15 protein-coding genes are annotated in these 15,434 nt (G+C 61.3%); 6 read left to right on the top strand and 9 right to left on the bottom strand.

The features are described 5' to 3' along the window. Window positions 1-2: 2 nt before the first annotated feature. Window positions 3-854 carry an STAS domain-containing protein gene (locus BFQ00_RS04740; protein ID WP_065886286.1) on the bottom strand — a complete coding sequence of 284 codons (852 nt, stop codon included), beginning with the start codon at window positions 852-854 and terminating at the stop codon, window positions 3-5. A 59-nt stretch (window positions 855-913) separates the two neighbouring features. Further along, entirely contained in the window at window positions 914-1,192 is a 279-nt protein-coding gene (locus BFQ00_RS04735) for a type II toxin-antitoxin system RelE/ParE family toxin (RefSeq protein WP_065932763.1), read from the bottom strand. A 182-nt stretch (window positions 1,193-1,374) separates the two neighbouring features. Between BFQ00_RS04735 and BFQ00_RS04730 the strand changes: the two genes are divergently transcribed. Next, entirely contained in the window at window positions 1,375-2,277 is a 903-nt protein-coding gene (locus tag BFQ00_RS04730) for a LysR family transcriptional regulator (RefSeq protein WP_065932762.1), read from the top strand. Here BFQ00_RS04730 and BFQ00_RS04725 read toward each other — a convergent pair. Beyond that, a complete protein-coding gene (locus BFQ00_RS04725) occupies window positions 2,269-3,027 on the bottom strand; it encodes a substrate-binding domain-containing protein (protein ID WP_065932761.1) in 759 nt (252 codons plus the stop codon). The genes BFQ00_RS04730 and BFQ00_RS04725 overlap by 9 nt on opposite strands. Beyond that, complete coding sequence (locus BFQ00_RS04720; protein WP_065932760.1) at window positions 3,024-4,331, bottom strand: MFS transporter; 1,308 nt, start codon at window positions 4,329-4,331, stop codon at window positions 3,024-3,026. The genes BFQ00_RS04725 and BFQ00_RS04720 overlap by 4 nt, the downstream gene beginning before the upstream one ends. A gap of 256 nt (window positions 4,332-4,587) precedes the next feature. Between BFQ00_RS04720 and BFQ00_RS04715 the strand changes: the two genes are divergently transcribed. After that, window positions 4,588-5,511, top strand: a complete 924-nt coding sequence (locus BFQ00_RS04715) for a LysR substrate-binding domain-containing protein (protein ID WP_065932759.1) — start codon at window positions 4,588-4,590, stop codon at window positions 5,509-5,511. A 68-nt stretch (window positions 5,512-5,579) separates the two neighbouring features. On the opposite strand, the gene BFQ00_RS04710 is transcribed toward BFQ00_RS04715, so the two are convergent. The 4 genes from BFQ00_RS04710 to BFQ00_RS04695 all read right to left on the bottom strand — a co-directional run bounded on the left by BFQ00_RS04710 (window position 5,580) and on the right by BFQ00_RS04695 (window position 9,652). After that, the gene (locus BFQ00_RS04710) at window positions 5,580-6,536 is read right to left on the bottom strand and encodes a LysR family transcriptional regulator (RefSeq protein WP_065886290.1); all 957 of its coding nucleotides are present in this window, start codon (window positions 6,534-6,536) and stop codon (window positions 5,580-5,582) included. Window positions 6,537-6,673: 137 nt separating this feature from the next. Next, a complete protein-coding gene (locus tag BFQ00_RS04705) occupies window positions 6,674-7,861 on the bottom strand; it encodes a cyanate transporter (protein WP_065932758.1) in 1,188 nt (395 codons plus the stop codon). 274 nt (window positions 7,862-8,135) lie between these two features. Continuing rightward, window positions 8,136-8,750: an NAD(P)-dependent oxidoreductase gene (locus tag BFQ00_RS04700; protein WP_065932757.1), complete on the bottom strand. Its 615-nt coding sequence runs from the start codon at window positions 8,748-8,750 to the stop codon at window positions 8,136-8,138. 35 nt (window positions 8,751-8,785) lie between these two features. Then, on the bottom strand, window positions 8,786-9,652 hold the full coding sequence (locus BFQ00_RS04695) for an MBL fold metallo-hydrolase (protein ID WP_065932756.1): 867 nt from the start codon (window positions 9,650-9,652) through the stop codon (window positions 8,786-8,788). A 106-nt stretch (window positions 9,653-9,758) separates the two neighbouring features. Between BFQ00_RS04695 and BFQ00_RS04690 the strand changes: the two genes are divergently transcribed. Both BFQ00_RS04690 and BFQ00_RS04685 read left to right on the top strand, forming a co-directional pair. Then, window positions 9,759-10,664 (top strand): LysR family transcriptional regulator, encoded by a 906-nt coding sequence (locus tag BFQ00_RS04690; protein ID WP_065886294.1) that lies wholly within the window; start codon window positions 9,759-9,761, stop codon window positions 10,662-10,664. A gap of 100 nt (window positions 10,665-10,764) precedes the next feature. Next, window positions 10,765-10,944, top strand: coding sequence for a hypothetical protein (locus BFQ00_RS04685; protein WP_057723028.1), 180 nt, complete (start codon window positions 10,765-10,767; stop codon window positions 10,942-10,944). A gap of 178 nt (window positions 10,945-11,122) precedes the next feature. On the opposite strand, the gene BFQ00_RS04680 is transcribed toward BFQ00_RS04685, so the two are convergent. Next, complete coding sequence (locus BFQ00_RS04680) at window positions 11,123-11,989, bottom strand: helix-turn-helix domain-containing protein (protein ID WP_065886295.1); 867 nt, start codon at window positions 11,987-11,989, stop codon at window positions 11,123-11,125. Between the two features lie 180 nt (window positions 11,990-12,169). On the opposite strand from BFQ00_RS04680, the gene pobA reads away from it, so the two are divergent. Further along, window positions 12,170-13,363 carry a 4-hydroxybenzoate 3-monooxygenase gene (gene pobA / locus BFQ00_RS04675; RefSeq protein WP_065932755.1) on the top strand — a complete coding sequence of 398 codons (1,194 nt, stop codon included), beginning with the start codon at window positions 12,170-12,172 and terminating at the stop codon, window positions 13,361-13,363. Window positions 13,364-13,429: 66 nt separating this feature from the next. Further along, entirely contained in the window at window positions 13,430-14,932 is a 1,503-nt protein-coding gene (locus tag BFQ00_RS04670) for an MDR family MFS transporter (protein ID WP_065932754.1), read from the top strand. Window positions 14,933-15,434: the final 502 nt, after the last annotated feature.

Genomic DNA, 15,434 nt, shown 5'->3' with positions numbered 1-15,434 from the left:
GCTTAAACAGCCTTGGTGATATTGACACCCAGGCGTTTGAGCGCCAGAGCCAATGCATCGGCGAGGTTGGCTTTGGTCACCACACCCTGAAGGTCCAGGCCCAGGTGCACGATGGTCTGGGCGATCTGCGGACGCACGCCGCTGATAATGCAATCGGCACCCATCAAGCGGATGGCGGTAACGGTTTTCAACAGATGCTGGGCCACCAGGGTATCCACGGTTGGCACGCCGGTGATATCGATAATGGCGATCTCCGCGCCGGTGTCGACGATCCGCTGCAGCAGCGATTCCATCACGACCTGGGTGCGTTGCGAATCCAGGGTGCCGATCATCGGCAGGGCGAGTACGCCATCCCACAGCTTGACCACCGGAGTGGAGAGTTCCAGCAGTTCTTCCTGCTGGCGCTTGATCACCGACTCACGGGATTTCTGGAAGGTGCGGATGGTGTGCATGCCCAGTGCATCGAGCAGCTCGGACATTTCCCAGAGTTGTTCGCCCAGTTGCGCCGGTTGTTCGGCGTACTCGCGTTGCAGCAACGCAAACAGGGGGCCCTTGAGGGCGAAAATGAAGCTGGCGGTCTGTTGCGAGTCCTGCCCGGCCAGGGCACGGCTGTGGGACAGCTTCTCCAGGAATACTCGCGTTTGCGCCCAGTTTTCGTGGTTGGTATTTTGCGAGCCGCCCTGGTGCAAGGCGGCGCTCAGCAGTTCGAGGAATTCGCGGGTCTGCTGTTTGACATCGTCACCCTTTACGTTACGCGTGGCACCCGAAGCCTCAAGGCTGGTGTTCCATTCGTCAAGGAGAGCGTTACGGTTTTCATGCAGCGCCTGGATTGTGTTCGTTTGCAGAGTTGCCACGGGTAACCTCCTTGAGTGCCTTGAATAAGCTGCACGCAATTTATACTAAACCGCAGGATTTAGAAGTATTTCGAGTGCTTTCGTATCGAACTTGCGCAGGTTTCGCCTATGTCGAACGCAATGACGGTGCTGTGTCGGTAATGCGTGATGCGCAAGTCAGTCAGCAGGTCGTCACGGCGCGTGCCGCGCAAGGGAAACAGAGAAAAGCTTTCGCAGTGGCTGATGAGCCTGTCGACAAAGCGTGCAGCCACTGCCGCAGAGGCTGCCTCGCTGATGAAGTCTTCAAGCGCATCGAGATGAGCCAGGGCTTGCGGTGCGAAAACCACCGAATAGCTCACGGTTTACCTGGGTTTTTTCGCTGGCGTCCAGCCGCCATGTGTTCGCGAACCTGCTCGGTGGACAAGGCCCGCTCAGGCTCTGCCTTAAGGGCAGCAGCCGCAGACCCGACCCGGTCCGCATGGCATCCTGCCCGCTCCCATACGATAATGCCCGCCACGTCGTCCATCCTGGCTTGCCTTCCGTGATCATCAACTTCGACCTCAATGACCTCCAAGCCTTCCGTGCCGTGGTAGACAAGGGCAGTTTCCGGGGGGCCGCCGAGGCCATCCGAATCTCGCAACCCGCGCTCAGCCGGCGCATCGAAAAGCTCGAGTCGGCCCTGGATGTAAAGCTGTTCGAACGCACCACGCGGCGAGTCAGCCTGACCATGGTTGGCCGTGCATTTCTGCCCCAGGTCGAACGCATGCTCGACGACCTGGACATCGCCTTGATGGGCATCAGTAACGTCGCGTCCACGCGCATGGGCAATGTCACCATCGCCTGTGTGCCGTCCACCGCGTATTACTTCATGCCCCACGTCATCTCCGAATTCCACAAGCTGTATCCGAAGATTCGCCTGCGGGTGCTGGATGCCAGTGCCGGTGAAGTGTGCAATGCGGTGGAAAGTGGCGAGGCGGATTTTGGCGTGAGTTTCAGCGGCAGCCTGGCCGATGAAGTGGAGTTCGAGCTGTTGCTGCAGGAACGCTATGTGCTGGCCTGTCGTCGTGATCATCCGTTGGCCGCGCGTGAAAGCGTGACCTGGACCGAAGCCTACGAGCATGACTACATCACCGTGGACAAAACCTCGGGCAACCGCTTCCTGCTGGACCAGGCCCTGCGCGGTGTGCGGGTGAAAAAGCCGAGTATCTGCGAGACCCACCACGTGACCACGATGATCGGACTGGTGGAGGCGGGGCTGGGGGTGGCGATGGTGCCGTCGATTGCGATGCCGGCGTGTGAGCACCTGATTCTGGTGAGTGTGCCGTTGGTGGAACCGCAGGTGATGCGCAATGTGGGCTTGATCAAGCGCCGCGGGCGGACATTGCCGCCGGCGGCGCTGGAGTTGGAGCGGTTGGTGCGGGAGATGCCGTTTCGGTCAGCGTGACACCGAGTCCAGTCCGGTGGATCGCACCACCGGTTGTGCCTCGGGCGATGCCATGAACTGCAGTAATGCCTTGGCCTCTTCCGGGTGTTCGGCGTTGACCGGGATGCCCGCCGCAAAACGCGTGACGGACTGCACGTCTTCCGGGATCTTGCCGACGAACGTCACGCCCTTGACCGGCAACAATTCCGCCACCTGCTGCAAGCCGACTTCGTAGTCACCCTTGGCCACCTGTTCGCCCACCGGTACGCGTTCGATCATGGTGCCCTTGGCCGGCATGCCGAGCTTCTTGAACAGTTCCTTCTCGACATACACGCCGCTGGCGCTGTCCGAATAGGCAACGGATTTGGCCTTGCTCAGCACGGCCTTGAGCTCGGCGTCAGTACTGATCGCAGGTTTTGCCGCGCCTTCCTTCACCACCAACCCGATCCGTGAGTCGGCCAGTTCCACGCGGGACGCGGGGTCGACCTTGCCTTGTTTGATCAGCTCATCCAGGGCGTAGCCGACCATGATCACGACATCGGCGTGTTCGCCACGGGCCAGGCGGTTGGGAATCGCTTCCGGCGCCTTGCCCATGGACGGTCCCAGGACCGTGTCCAGGGTGTCACCGCTTTGCTTGGCGTATTGCGGGCCGAGCAGTTTATAGGCGGCCGTGAAGCCGCCGGAGGTCATCACTTTGAGTTCTTCAGCCTGGGCTGACAGCGCCAGAGCGGCGAGGACCAGGGCTGTGAGGGTGTTGAACAGCGGCTTCATTGCGCAGCCCCCTGCATGACCTGGCCACGGGTGTTGGCGCGGCGATACAGCGCCAGGGTGGAACACAGGGCGCACAGTGCAGCGAACATCATCCAGTAGGCGGGCGAGGCCTTGTCTGCGGTGATGTGGATGAACCAGGTCGAGATGGCGGGAGTGAAGCCGCCGAAGACGGCGGTTGCCAGGCTGTAGGCCAGGGAGAAACCTGCCACGCGCACTTCCACCGGCATGATTTCCGTCAGCGCCGGGATCATTGCGCCGTTGTACATACCGTAGAGGAAGGAGAACCACAGCAGGGTTTCCAGCATGTGTGCAAAGCTTGGTGCGTTGACCACGTAGGACAGCGCTGGATAAGCCGTGAGAACGGTCAGCACGGTCATGGCTATCAGCACCGGCTTGCGGCCGAAGCGGTCGCTCAGAGTGCCGCCGATCGGTAGCCAGACAAAGTTCGACACCGCCACCAGCAACGTCACCAGCAGCGCGTCGGAGGTGCTCAATTGCAGCACGGTCTTGCCGAAGGTCGGTGCGTACACGGTAATCAGGTAGAACGCGGTGGTGGTCATGGCCACCATCAGCATACCGCCGATGACCACGGTCCAGTTTTTCACCAGGGTGGCCATCACTTCACGCATGGTCGGGCGGTGCTTGCGCTTGGCAAACTCCTCGGTTTCCTGCAGGTTACGCCGCAGCACGAAGATAAACGGAATGATCACGCAACCGACGGCGAACGGAATGCGCCAGCCCCAGTCTGCAACCACCGCCGGCTCCATCCACACGTTCAAGCCATAGCCCAGCGCGGCGGCAACCACGATGGAGATCTGCTGGCTGCCCGACTGCCAGCTGGTGTAGAAACCCTTGCGGCCCGGTGTGGCCATCTCGGACAGGTACACCGACACACCACCCAGTTCCGCACCGGCCGAGAAGCCTTGCAGCAGACGACCCAGCAGCACCAGCAACGGTGCCCACAGGCCAATGGTGTGATAACCGGGCACCAGCACGATCAACAATGTGCCGCTGGCCATGATCGACAACGTCACGATCAAGCCTTTGCGGCGGCCCACGTCATCGATATAGGCACCCAGAATGATCGCGCCCAGGGGCCGCATCAGGAAGCCTGCGCCGAACACGGCAAAGGTCATCATTAATGATGCGAATTCATTGGCGGCAGGGAAGAAGGCGGCAGCGATGTAGGTGGCATAGAACCCGAACAGGAAAAAATCGAACTGTTCGAGGAAGTTGCCCGAAGTAACGCGCAGTACGGCGCCTACTTTCGAAGGGGCAGCCGCAGGCCGGGAAGGGCTAGTCATGGTTTTGTGTCTCCAGCGTTCTTTTTAAAGTGCTTGTTTCGCTTAAGACTAGGGATAGTGGCTGACACATTTAGAAATGATAAGTGACAAATTTGGATAGATTGATGCGCATGGGCTATCAATTCAACGGATCGTCTGGAGGGTTGGTCCTGTTCTGCGATACGACCCCCCATAGAAACCGATGCATCGACCGACATAGACGCCGCCCCGTTGCCTTTCTAAACTGCGGCTTGTCGTGGGGAAGGGGCAGGCGCCGATGAATCGCAATGAATTACGCAAGGCCGATATCAACCTGATGGTGGTCTTCGAAGCGCTGATGCTCGAGCGCAACGTGACGCGGGTGGCGGAGAAGCTGTTTCTCGGCCAGCCGACCATCAGTTCGGCCCTGAACCGTCTGCGAACCTTGTTCAATGACCCCTTGTTCATTCGCGTCGGCCACCGCATGGAGCCCACCGCGCGCGCCGAGCAAATCATCCAGCACCTGTCGCCGGCCCTGGATTCGCTGTCGTCGGCCTTGAGCCTGACCCACGATTTTGACCCGTCCATCAGCACCATGACCTTTCGTATCGGCTTGTCCGATGACGTCGAGTTCGGCCTGTTGCCGCCGTTGCTGCGGGCGCTGCGCCAGGAAGCGCCGCAGGTGGTGTTCGTGGTGCAGCATGTGGATTACTGGCGCATTCCCGACCTGCTGGCCTCCGGCGATATCACTGTCGGCATCACCCAGACCCGCGGCCTGCCGGCGAATGCCAAGCGCAAGCTGCTGCGGCATATCCGCCCGTGCCTGTTGCGCGCCGATGCGTCCGACACACCGCTGACCCTCGATGAATATTGCGCACGGCCCCATGTACTGGTGTCCCACACCGCCAACGTGGCCGGGTTTGCCGATGAGTGGCTGGCCGAAATCGGTCGCAAGCGGCACGTGGTGCTGTCGGTGCCGCAATACAGTTCGCTGCCGGCGTTGCTTGCCGGCACTGACATGATCGCCAGCCTGCCGGACTACGCGGCCCAGGCCATGGCCGCCGGCGGGAACCTGTTCTGCGAGGCGTTTCCGTTTGAAACGCCGACCCTGGACTTGTCGATGGTCTGGCTCAGCCACGTCGACACCGACCCGGCGGAACGCTGGATGCGCTCAAGGCTGGAGGCGTTCATGAGTGATCGCGGGCTTGCGCTCCCGGGGTAACGCGCAGGAAAGAAGCAGCGGCAAGCTGCAAGCGCCAAGTCAAGGCGACCGCACCGCTTGCCGCTTTTTCAGCTCGCCGCTTTCAGCTTGCCGCTTGCCGCTTCATCCTCACACACCTTGACCACCTGCTCGCGAAACCAGGTATTGGCGCTGTCCTGTTCGCTGGCCTGGTTCCATTGCATGTCCAGGGTGAAGCCCGGCAAACCCTGCGGGGCTTCGCAACACCCGTACGCAGAGGTCGGCGCCAGCAGCTTTTGCACGCGGCGTGGCAGGGTCACGATAAAGTCGGTGCCGCTGATCATCTTCAACGCCGCGCTGTAGCTGTTGGCCCGCGCGATCACTTGGCGTTTGTGCGCCTGGCGCGCCAGCCAGCCGTCGATCATGTTGGTGGCGGAGGTCCACGGCGTGGGAAACACGTGGCGCCGCTCGACGAAGGCTTGCAGGCTGAACGTCGCTTCCCGCGGCGCCGAGCGTTTGTCGAAGACGCACACCAGGTCGTCTTCGAGCAGCATTTGGCGCTTGAAGTCTTTATGGACGCGGTGAAAGTTCGGGCCGAAGCCGATCACCAGGTCCAGGCGGCCTTCGCGCAAGTCGTCGGCGGGAATGTCGGCTTCCAGCTTTTGCACATTGACGATCACCGGCAGGTCGGCGCGGTCGAAGTTTTTCAGCAGGCGCGGCAGGATCAGGTGTTCGAAGTATTCCGGGGCGCACACATTGAAAGTCACGGCCTCGCGGGTCGGGTCGAAGGCCTGGCCTCCGGCGTGGCACAGGTTGATGCTTTCGAGGATTTTCTGTACGTGGCCGTACATCGTGGTGGCCTTGTACGTCGGACGCATGCCCGCTCGCGTGTTGATAAACAACTCGTCTTCGAAACTGGTGCGCAGTTTCTTCAGGCTGTAGCTGACGGTGGACTGACTGACGAACAGGGTTTCAGACACGTCGGTAACGCTGCTCTGGTCGTAGACAGCGATAAACACCATCAAGTCCTGCATATCGAGCTTTCTGAGCAAGTTGCTGTTTAGCATCGGTTTCGTCCGTAAACCCTTTGTACCGAATTCAGTACAAGACTGAGCAAAATGTTAACGGAACGCTCGTACCAATAGAAAGCTCTGTAGGACTCTTCTATGTTTTGGGTGAGACAAATACTGTTTACAACACGACCTCAGCGGATATGTCGCGCGTAATGCGTTGGATTGAAGCGCATGACCATCAGCAGCATCACTGCCACTACCGCCGCCAATGACCACCAGGCCCCCTCGAAGCTGCCCAACTGGTCGCGGATCATTCCGGCGATCAGCGGCGACAGGCCCGCGATCAGGTAGCCGATACCCTGCACGAACGCGGTCAGGCCACCGGCGCGGCGCGGGTTATCGAGGTGGTCCAGGGACAGGATCAGGCTCATGGGAAACAAGCCGCCGATACCCAGGCCGAGCAGGCACGGCCAGAGCAAAGTCAGGTGCCGGGGGCTGAGGATCAGGCCAGCGAAGCCGATCAGGATCAGCACCAGCAATACCGCCACCACGCCGCGCTTGTCCCGGCGGCGATTGGCGATGGCGGGCGTTACCAGGCCGGAGACCACTTCCATGGCGGTGAGCAAACCCAGCAGCAAACCGGCATGCTGCTCACGCAAGCCCTGCTCGACGTAATACGGCGCCAGCCACGCCAGCACGCAGGTGTAGCACGCCGTGCCGAAGCCGAAGAACAGGGCGAGCAACCAGGCCCGGCGATTGCCGAAAAACGATGCCTGCGGGCCGCTGTCGGCCTGAGGCAAAGCGGGTAACGCCGAGCGCTGGGCGTACCAGAACACCAGCGCCGGCAGCGCCAGCCCGGCCCACATCGCCAGGCCGATGCGCCAACTGCCGGTGTGCACTTGCACAAACGGCGCAAAAGACGCGGCCAGTGCGGCGCCGCCCATGATCGCGGTGACATACAGGCCCATTAACAATGAAACGTTGTCGCCCGGTCGCGACTTGATCAGCGCCGGCAGCAACGCCTGGATCAGCGCAATCCCGACGCCTGCCGCCATGGCGCTGACAATCAGCTCGAACGCCGAATCCAGCCACAACCGCGACAGTGTCGCTGCGCCAATTACCAGCAGCGACACCACGATACTGCGGTATTCGCCAAAGCGCCGGGCCAGGCCCATTCCGAAGAACATCGCCAGGCCCATGCTCATCACGGGCAACATGGTCAGCAATGCGGCGCTGCTGAAATTGAGCGGCACATCAGCGCGGATCGACGACAGCAAGGGCCCCACGGCCGCCATCGACGGGCGCAGGTTAAGGGCGACCAGCACCACACTGATTATCAGCCACACGGCGGTGGTGGGTTTTGCCTGAACGTTTTGCATGGGCCTGCCTTGGATGAACAAGGGCGAATCAGGCCACGGGAGGGGGAGGCTGGGCAAATGAGAAAGTCATTGGCCCTATTGAAAAATTGCAGGCGCCGGATATGCCACCGTTCAAATGTGGGAGGAGCAAGCCCTAATGCCAGTCTGTAGGAGCGAGCTTGCTCGCGAAAAACGTCAACGATAACGCGTACTTTCTGAATGAACGCGGTGCCTGTGAGTTTTTCGCGAGCAAGCTCGCTCCTACAGGCTGGTATCAGGGCTTGCTCCCGGTGTATCAGTAGCCCACGGTGAAGCGCTGACGCGAGTGCTTCGGCGTTTCCACTTCATCGATCATGGCGATGGCGAAGTCGGCGAAACTGATCGAGCTTTGACCGTCGTCGCTCACCAGCAAATGATCCTGGCCCAGGCGGAATCGACCGGTGCGCTCGGTGCCATCGAACAGGGCCGACGGCGACAGGAAGGTCCAATCCAGTTCCTGCTCTTGACGCAGCACGTCTAGAAACGCTGCTCCCGCACTGGCTTCAGCTTTGTATTCCGCCGGGAAGCCCGGGCTGTCGATCACGCGGCTGCCGTCCGGCAACAGCAACGAACCGGCGCCACCCACCACCAACAGGCGTTTGACTCCGGCTTTTTTCACCGGGCCGAGCACGGCGCTGGCGGGCAAAGTGGCGAAGTGTGCGGCACTGATCACCACGTCGCTGCCGCTCACGGCCTGTTGCAGGGCATCGGCATCCAAAGCGTCCACTTGTTTGACCGTGACGCCTGGGCGTGCGGCCAGTTTGTCGGTATTGCGCGCGATGGCGGTGACGGTATGCCCACGGCGCAGCGCTTCTTCCAGCAGTTGGCTACCGGCACGGCCGGTGGCACCAATGATTGCGATCTTGCTCATGAGGTTCTCCAGTAAAGGTCAGGGTTTAAAACCAGTCACCACTTCATTTCGCCCTTGGCGACTTTGGCGCTCAATTCCAGCGAGCTCTCGTCGGCGAGGTTCGGGTAACGCTTTTTCATGGCCGCGATCAGGGCGGTGGAATCCTTGGCCTGGGCGGTTTCGATGTCGAAGGCCTTGATGTAGTCGGCGGTGAACGCGACCGAGGCGGGCGATGGAGTGCCCAGGTAGTGGCCCGGAATCACGGTGGTCGGCTTCAAGTCTTCAATGCGTTGCAGGGTGGCCAGCCAATCCTTGTGGGACTGTGCAGTCTGGGTATCGGCCATCCAGACGTGGATGTTTTGCGCGACCACTACGCCACCAATCACGGCCTTGATCGACGGAATCCACACAAAGCTGCGGTCCGCCTGCGGGCCGTCCAGGCCGATGACGTCCAGTTGCTGCCCTTCCAGCGTCAGGCTGTGGCCCTCGAGAACTTGCGGTACGAGGGTCCTGGCCGGTTTGTCGGCGCCCATTTTCGGGCCCCAGAACGCCAGCTTGCCGGCGACGGTGGCGTTGATATGGTCGACCACCGGCTGTGGCGCCAGCACTTTCGCGTCGGGAAAGGCGGCAGTCAGGGTGTCGAGGCCGAAGTAGTAGTCCGGGTCGCCGTGGCTGATGTAGATGGTGGTCAGGTGCTTGCCGCTGGCGCGGATTTTCTGCACCAGTTGCTCGGCCTGGCCCTTGCCGAATTGCGCGTCCACCAGGATCGCGTCCCGGGCGCCGCTGACCAGTACCGAGCTGACCGGGAAGACGGCGGCTTCGCCCGGGTTGTACACGTCAAGTTTCAAGTCTGCCGCCATGGCATGAGCAGTGAAGGCCATGGCGGCAGTCGCCAGGGTCAAGCGTTTGAACGTCGAGAACATCGGGGCAGCTCCTGCCTTCGGTAAGGGGTGAACAGAGCTTAGTTGCATAAAACACCACAAAAAATGCGATGCTGGAACATAGTTTGTTTCTGAAATCGGGCAAATCATGGATCGTCTTCAAGCAATGCGCGTGTTTGTCACCGTGGTGGACCTGGGCAGCCAATCCGCCGCCGCCGACCACCTGGACCTGTCGCGCCCAGTGGTCTCGCGTTACCTGGCCGAGCTGGAGGATTGGGTCGGCGCACGCCTGCTGCACCGCACCACGCGCAAGCTCAGCCTCACCGCTGCCGGCAGTGAAACCCTGCCGCGTTGCCGGCAATTGCTGGAACTCTGTGGCGATATGCAGGCCGCCGTCAGCGAGCCCGATGATGCCCCGCGTGGGCTGTTGCGCCTGAGTGTCAGCACCTCGTTCGGCCAGGCGCAGTTGGGCGCTGCGATTGCCGAGTACGTCAGACGCTACCCGCTGGTGACAGTCGACCTGCAAATGCTCGACCGCACGGTGAACCTGGTGGACGAGCGCATCGACCTGGCGATCCGCACCAGTAACGACCTGGACCCGAACCTGATCGCCCGACGCCTGACGGTGTGCCGCTCGGTGGTGTGTGCCACGCCAGCCTATTTGCGCGAGCATCCGGCACCGCAGAAAGTCGAAGACCTGGCCCGGCACAACTGCCTGACCCACTCCTACTTTGGCAAGAGCCTGTGGCATTTCGAAGAGCGTGGTGAACATGTGTCGGTGGCGGTGCACGGCAATATCACCGCCAACGAGGCCGGCACGTTATTGCGCATCACCCTGGCCGGTGCCGGGGTGGCGATGCTTCCCAGCTATGAGGCCGGTGAGCTGATTCGCAGCGGCAAACTGGTGCGCCTGCTGCCGGATGCGCAGCCACGGCAGATGAATATCTACGCGGTATACGCCTCGCGCAAACACATGCCCTTGGCGTTGCGCAGCCTGTTGGATTTCCTGGTGCAGCGGTTTCCCGAAGAGCCTGAGTGGGATGTCGGTCTCTGAAGCGGCATAAGCGCGCTGAATGGTCTGCAATCATGGCAACTTGCCCTGAGTGACCTATGCTTTAAACAGCACCTTGTAGATCCGTGCAGAGGTCTGTGCCATGAGCATTAAAACCAGAAAGTACCTGACGATTTTCAGCCTGTGCGCCTTGGCTACTGCGCTGTATGGCACAGCCGCCTATCGCGTCGAGCAGACGCGAATGCAGCCGGCGGCTTTTGCCATCAGTTGCCACCAAAACCAGTGCGTCCCGCACACCGGCAGTTTCAGCGCCCTGCGTTGATTCTCAAAGCGCCGCGAATCACTATGGGAGTGGGCGTGCCCCAATGCCAGTCTGTAGGAGCGAGCTTGCTCGCGAAAAACGTCAACGATAACGCGTGCTTCCTGAATGAACGCGGTGCCTGTGAGTTTTTCGCGAGCAAGCTCGCTCCTACAGTATCAGGGCTTGCTCCCTCGCGCATTCAGCTCTGCTTCAACTGCTCGCGAAACGCCTTGGGCGAAAATCCCACCCGGCGGCGAAACAGCCGTGAGAAGTTGGTGGGGTCGGAAAACCCCAGCACCTCGGACATTTCATTGATGGTCATGCTGGTGTAGGTCAGCAAACGCTTGGCTTCCAGCAACTGGCGGTCATGCATGATCTGCAGGGCCGGCTGCCCGCCCAACTCCCGACATGTGCCATTGAGATGGGAGACCGAGATGCCCAGTTTGTGGGCCAGGTCTTCAATCTTGGGGTGCTCGCGGTAATGCTGTTCGACCAGTTGGGTGAAACGTCGGAAATACTCACGGTTGCGCGGTGTCCTGGGGTGGCGGCGCTGGATCGCCTGGCGGCTGACCCACACCAGCAGCACGCTGACCAGGGCGTGCATCATCATGTCCCGAGCCGGTTGTTCGCCGGCGTATTCGTCCTGCAAACGCACGAACAGGCTATTGAGGTAGTCGCTGTCCTTGCCCGCGGGGTAACTGCCGAGGGTGTGCAGGCCATCGACCGTGCTGCCCAGTTGCGCTTGTAAATGGCTGACCAGGGGCGCCGACAGGGTCACCACATAACCTTCGACATCTTCGCAAAAGCGAAAACCGTGCACACACAGCGGCGGCAGCACTTGCAGGCTGGCTTCGTCGAGCGTGGTGCGCTGGCCTTCGATTTCCAGGTGTGCCTGGCCTTTATGCACGTAGAGCAGCTGGCACAGGTCCGCGTGCCGGTGGGGCTGGATCTCCCACTGGTATTCCCGGCTGCGCCGGGAAATGGTTTCACAGTGCAACAAATCGGGCGTCGGCCACTGTTGGCTTTCCCCGTAAAGCTTGAAGACCGGAATCGCGGTGTTGGTCATGTTTTCAATCCGATACTCAGGATAGTGGTGCGGTAATCGCCCCGATTGGCAAAAAGCGCAGGCTTTAAAGCAGTTTTCACCTTCTTATGCTGCTCGCTCAGGTGAAAAATGTCAGCTACACGTCCAATGACAACTCTTTCACTCGTTCGGTTCGGGTGAAGCCAGCAGGCCATAAAAATAATGAAAACGCTGAAAACCCAAGTCGCCATTATTGGCGCCGGTCCTTCCGGATTGCTGCTCGGACAATTGCTGCACAACGCTGGCGTTCAGACCCTCGTCCTGGAACGCCAGACCGCCGACCACGTACAGGGCCGCATCCGCGCCGGGGTGCTGGAGCCAGGCATGGTCGACCTGCTGCGCGAGGCGGGCGTCAGCCGACGGATGGACACCGAGGGCCTGGTGCATGACGGTTTCGCCCTGGCGCGCGATGGCCGACTCACCCACATCGACCTCAAGACCCTAACCGGTGGCCAGTCGGTGATGATCTACGGCCAGACCGAAGTCACCCGCGACCTGATGGCGGCCCGTGCGGCTGTCGGCGCCACGACCTTCTATGAAGCCTCGAACGTACAGCCCCATCACCTCAAAAGTGATCAGCCCTGGCTGACCTTCGAGCATCAGGGCCAGGCCTTTCGCCTGGAGTGTGATTATGTCGCGGGCTGTGACGGCTTTCACGGTGTGGCCCGTCAGTCGATTCCGCCGGAGGCGTTGCAGGTGTTCGAGCGCGTCTACCCCTTCGGCTGGCTGGGCATGCTTGCCGATACGCCGCCGGTGCACCCGGAACTGGTGTACGCCACGCACTCGCGTGGCTTTGCGCTGTGCAGCATGCGTTCGCAGACCCGCAGCCGTTACTACTTGCAGGTTCCGGCACAGGAGCCGTTGGCCGACTGGTCGGACGAGCGCTTCTGGGCCGAGCTCAAAACCCGTCTGCCGGTCGACCTGGCTGAACAACTGGTCACCGGCCCGTCGATTGAAAAAAGCATCGCGCCGCTGCGCAGTTTCGTGGTGGAGCCGATGCAGTACGGGCGCCTGTTCCTGCTCGGCGATGCTGCGCATATCGTGCCGCCTACCGGGGCCAAGGGCTTGAACCTGGCGGCCAGTGATGTGAGCACATTGTTTAGCATCCTGCTCAAGGTGTATGACGAGGGGCGTGTGGAATTGCTTGAGCGCTACTCCGCCATCTGCCTGCGGCGGGTGTGGAGGGCCGAACGGTTTTCCTGGTGGATGACGTCGATGCTGCATCAGTTTCCCCAGGCGGATGACTTCACCCGGCGTATTGCCGAGAGTGAGCTGGACTACTTCATGAATTCCGAGGCCGGGCGCACAACCATCGCGGAAAATTACGTCGGGCTTCCTTACGAGGCTATCGAATAGCCTGCTATCGTATTCAGCATTTGCGCAGGCTGCCGTTGCCTGCGTGCCTTGCTCGAAGGTTGTGCCGTGACCCCTCTCAATCAGTCCGCTCCCGCTGTTCCCGCCGTGCGCAGCATTCTTGCCGCGCTGATGCTGGCGATCTTTCTTGGCGCCCTGGACCAGACCATTGTCGCCGTGTCGATGCCGGCCATTTCCGCGCAGTTCCATGACGTCAACCTGCTGGCCTGGGTGATCTCCGGCTACATGGTGGCGATGACGGTGGCGGTGCCGATCTACGGCAAGCTCGGTGACCTGTATGGGCGACGCCCCATGATGCTGATCGGCATGGGCGTGTTCACCGTCGCCTCGCTGTTCTGCGGCCTGGCGCAGAACATGGAGCAACTGGTGCTGGCGCGGATTATCCAGGGCATCGGTGCCGGCGGCATGATTTCGGTGAGCCAGGCGATCATCGGCGACATCATCGCGCCCCGTGAACGCGGGCGTTACCAGGGCTACTTCAGCAGCATGTACGCGGTGGCCAGCGTCGCCGGGCCGGTGCTGGGCGGCTACATGACCGAGTTCCTGTCCTGGCGCTGGGTATTTTTGATCAACCTGCCGTTGGGCGCGCTCGCCTGGTATGTGGCCCATCGCACCCTGGTGGGGTTGCCGGTGCCGCAGCGCAAGCCGGTTATCGATTACCTCGGCACCGTGCTGATGATCATCGGCCTGAGCGCCTTGTTGCTCGGCATCACCCAAATCGGCCAGGGTCGTGCGTGGCGTGACGATCAAGTGCTCGGGCTGCTGGTCTGTGCGTTGTTGGCGTTGAGCGTGTTCGTCTGGCATGAACGCCGCGCGCGCGAGCCGTTGTTGCCCATGCACCTGTTCGTCAACCGCAGCGCGGTGTTGTGCTGGTGCACGATTTTCATCACCAGCTTCCAGGCGATTTCCCTGACCGTGCTGATGCCCCTGCGTTACCAGACCGTGACCGGTGCCGGCGCCGACAGCGCGGCCTTGCACCTGCTGCCCCTGGCGATGGGCTTGCCGATGGGCGCTTATTTCGCCGGACGCATGACCTCAGTGACCGGCCGATATAAACCGATGATCCTCAGTGGCGCCGTGTTGAGCCCGCTGGCGATTCTCGGCATGGCCTTCAGCGCGCCCCAGGCGGTCGGGCTGACCTCGCTGTTCATGCTGTTGTGCGGCATCGCGGCGGGCATGCAGTTTCCGACCTCGCTGGTGGGCACGCAGAACTCGGTGGAGCAGCGCGATATTGGTGTGGCGACCAGCACCACCAACCTGTTCCGCTCCCTGGGCGGGGCGGTGGGGGTGGCGTGTATGTCGGCATTGCTGTTGGCGTTGTTGCGCGATGCCAGTTTTGCCCACTTGGCCAGTGGCGCGCTGCTGACCGAGGGCAGCTCCGGTAATGTGCTGCTCGATGGGCTCAATGCTGCGCCGGGTGAGGCACGGGATGCGTTGCGGGGGGAGTTGGCGATGACGTTTCGGCGTTTGCTGATGGTGAGTGCGGGGGTCTCGGTGTTGGGGTTGGCGGCGGCTATTGCGATGCCTGATCGGGTGTTGCGGGGGCGTTAGCGCGGCGGCCTTAGAGCCGACCGGTATTTTGTGTCGATCCCGATCCAAATGTGGGAGGGGCGGTGCGACGATTCGACTTGCCCCCGATGGCGGCCTCTGGGCCGACCAGGGTGTTGGATCAGATCGAGTACATATCCGTTTCTGCGGTAACGGCTACTTAGGGTTCCGCTTTTACAGCGGCTCACTTTTGAAAAGCGCAAAAGTAAGCAAAACGCTCTTGCCCCACCACTCGGCACCTCGCTTAGGCTCGGTGTGCCCGAACGCAGGCTTGAATCCGTGGGCCCACGGATTCACGCCTGCGTTCGGCCAGCGTGGTTTAACGGGGCGCCCAGGATCAAAAGCAAAAGCGCGGCGGCCTTAGAGCCGACCGGTTTTTTTGCCGATCCGCAATCCAAATGTGGGAGGGGGCTTGCCCCCGATGGCGGCCTCTGGGCCGACCAGGGTGTTGGATCAGATCGAGTACATATCCGTTTCTGCGGTAACGGCTACTTAGGGTTCCGCT

Origin of the sequence: Pseudomonas sp. 28 E 9, from assembly GCF_900004785.1 — a bacterium.
GTDB lineage: Bacteria > Pseudomonadota > Gammaproteobacteria > Pseudomonadales > Pseudomonadaceae > Aquipseudomonas > Aquipseudomonas orientalis_A.
This window is presented reverse-complemented; position numbering and strand designations above follow the sequence as displayed.

Bases quoted from the DNA above. Each gene is read 5' to 3' on its own strand.
- BFQ00_RS04725 (WP_065932761.1), bottom strand. From the start codon at position 3,027: ATGAAGCCGCTGTTCAACACCCTCACAGCCCTGGTCCTCGCCGCTCTG.
- BFQ00_RS04720 (WP_065932760.1), bottom strand. From the start codon at position 4,331: ATGACTAGCCCTTCCCGGCCTGCGGCTGCCCCTTCGAAAGTAGGCGCC.
- BFQ00_RS04715 (WP_065932759.1), top strand. From the start codon at position 4,588: ATGAATCGCAATGAATTACGCAAGGCCGATATCAACCTGATGGTGGTC.
- BFQ00_RS04710 (WP_065886290.1), bottom strand. From the start codon at position 6,536: ATGCTAAACAGCAACTTGCTCAGAAAGCTCGATATGCAGGACTTGATG.
- BFQ00_RS04705 (WP_065932758.1), bottom strand. From the start codon at position 7,861: ATGCAAAACGTTCAGGCAAAACCCACCACCGCCGTGTGGCTGATAATC.
- BFQ00_RS04700 (WP_065932757.1), bottom strand. From the start codon at position 8,750: ATGAGCAAGATCGCAATCATTGGTGCCACCGGCCGTGCCGGTAGCCAA.
- BFQ00_RS04695 (WP_065932756.1), bottom strand. From the start codon at position 9,652: ATGTTCTCGACGTTCAAACGCTTGACCCTGGCGACTGCCGCCATGGCC.
- BFQ00_RS04690 (WP_065886294.1), top strand. From the start codon at position 9,759: ATGGATCGTCTTCAAGCAATGCGCGTGTTTGTCACCGTGGTGGACCTG.
- BFQ00_RS04685 (WP_057723028.1), top strand. From the start codon at position 10,765: ATGAGCATTAAAACCAGAAAGTACCTGACGATTTTCAGCCTGTGCGCC.
- BFQ00_RS04680 (WP_065886295.1), bottom strand. From the start codon at position 11,989: ATGACCAACACCGCGATTCCGGTCTTCAAGCTTTACGGGGAAAGCCAA.
- pobA (WP_065932755.1), top strand. From the start codon at position 12,170: ATGAAAACGCTGAAAACCCAAGTCGCCATTATTGGCGCCGGTCCTTCC.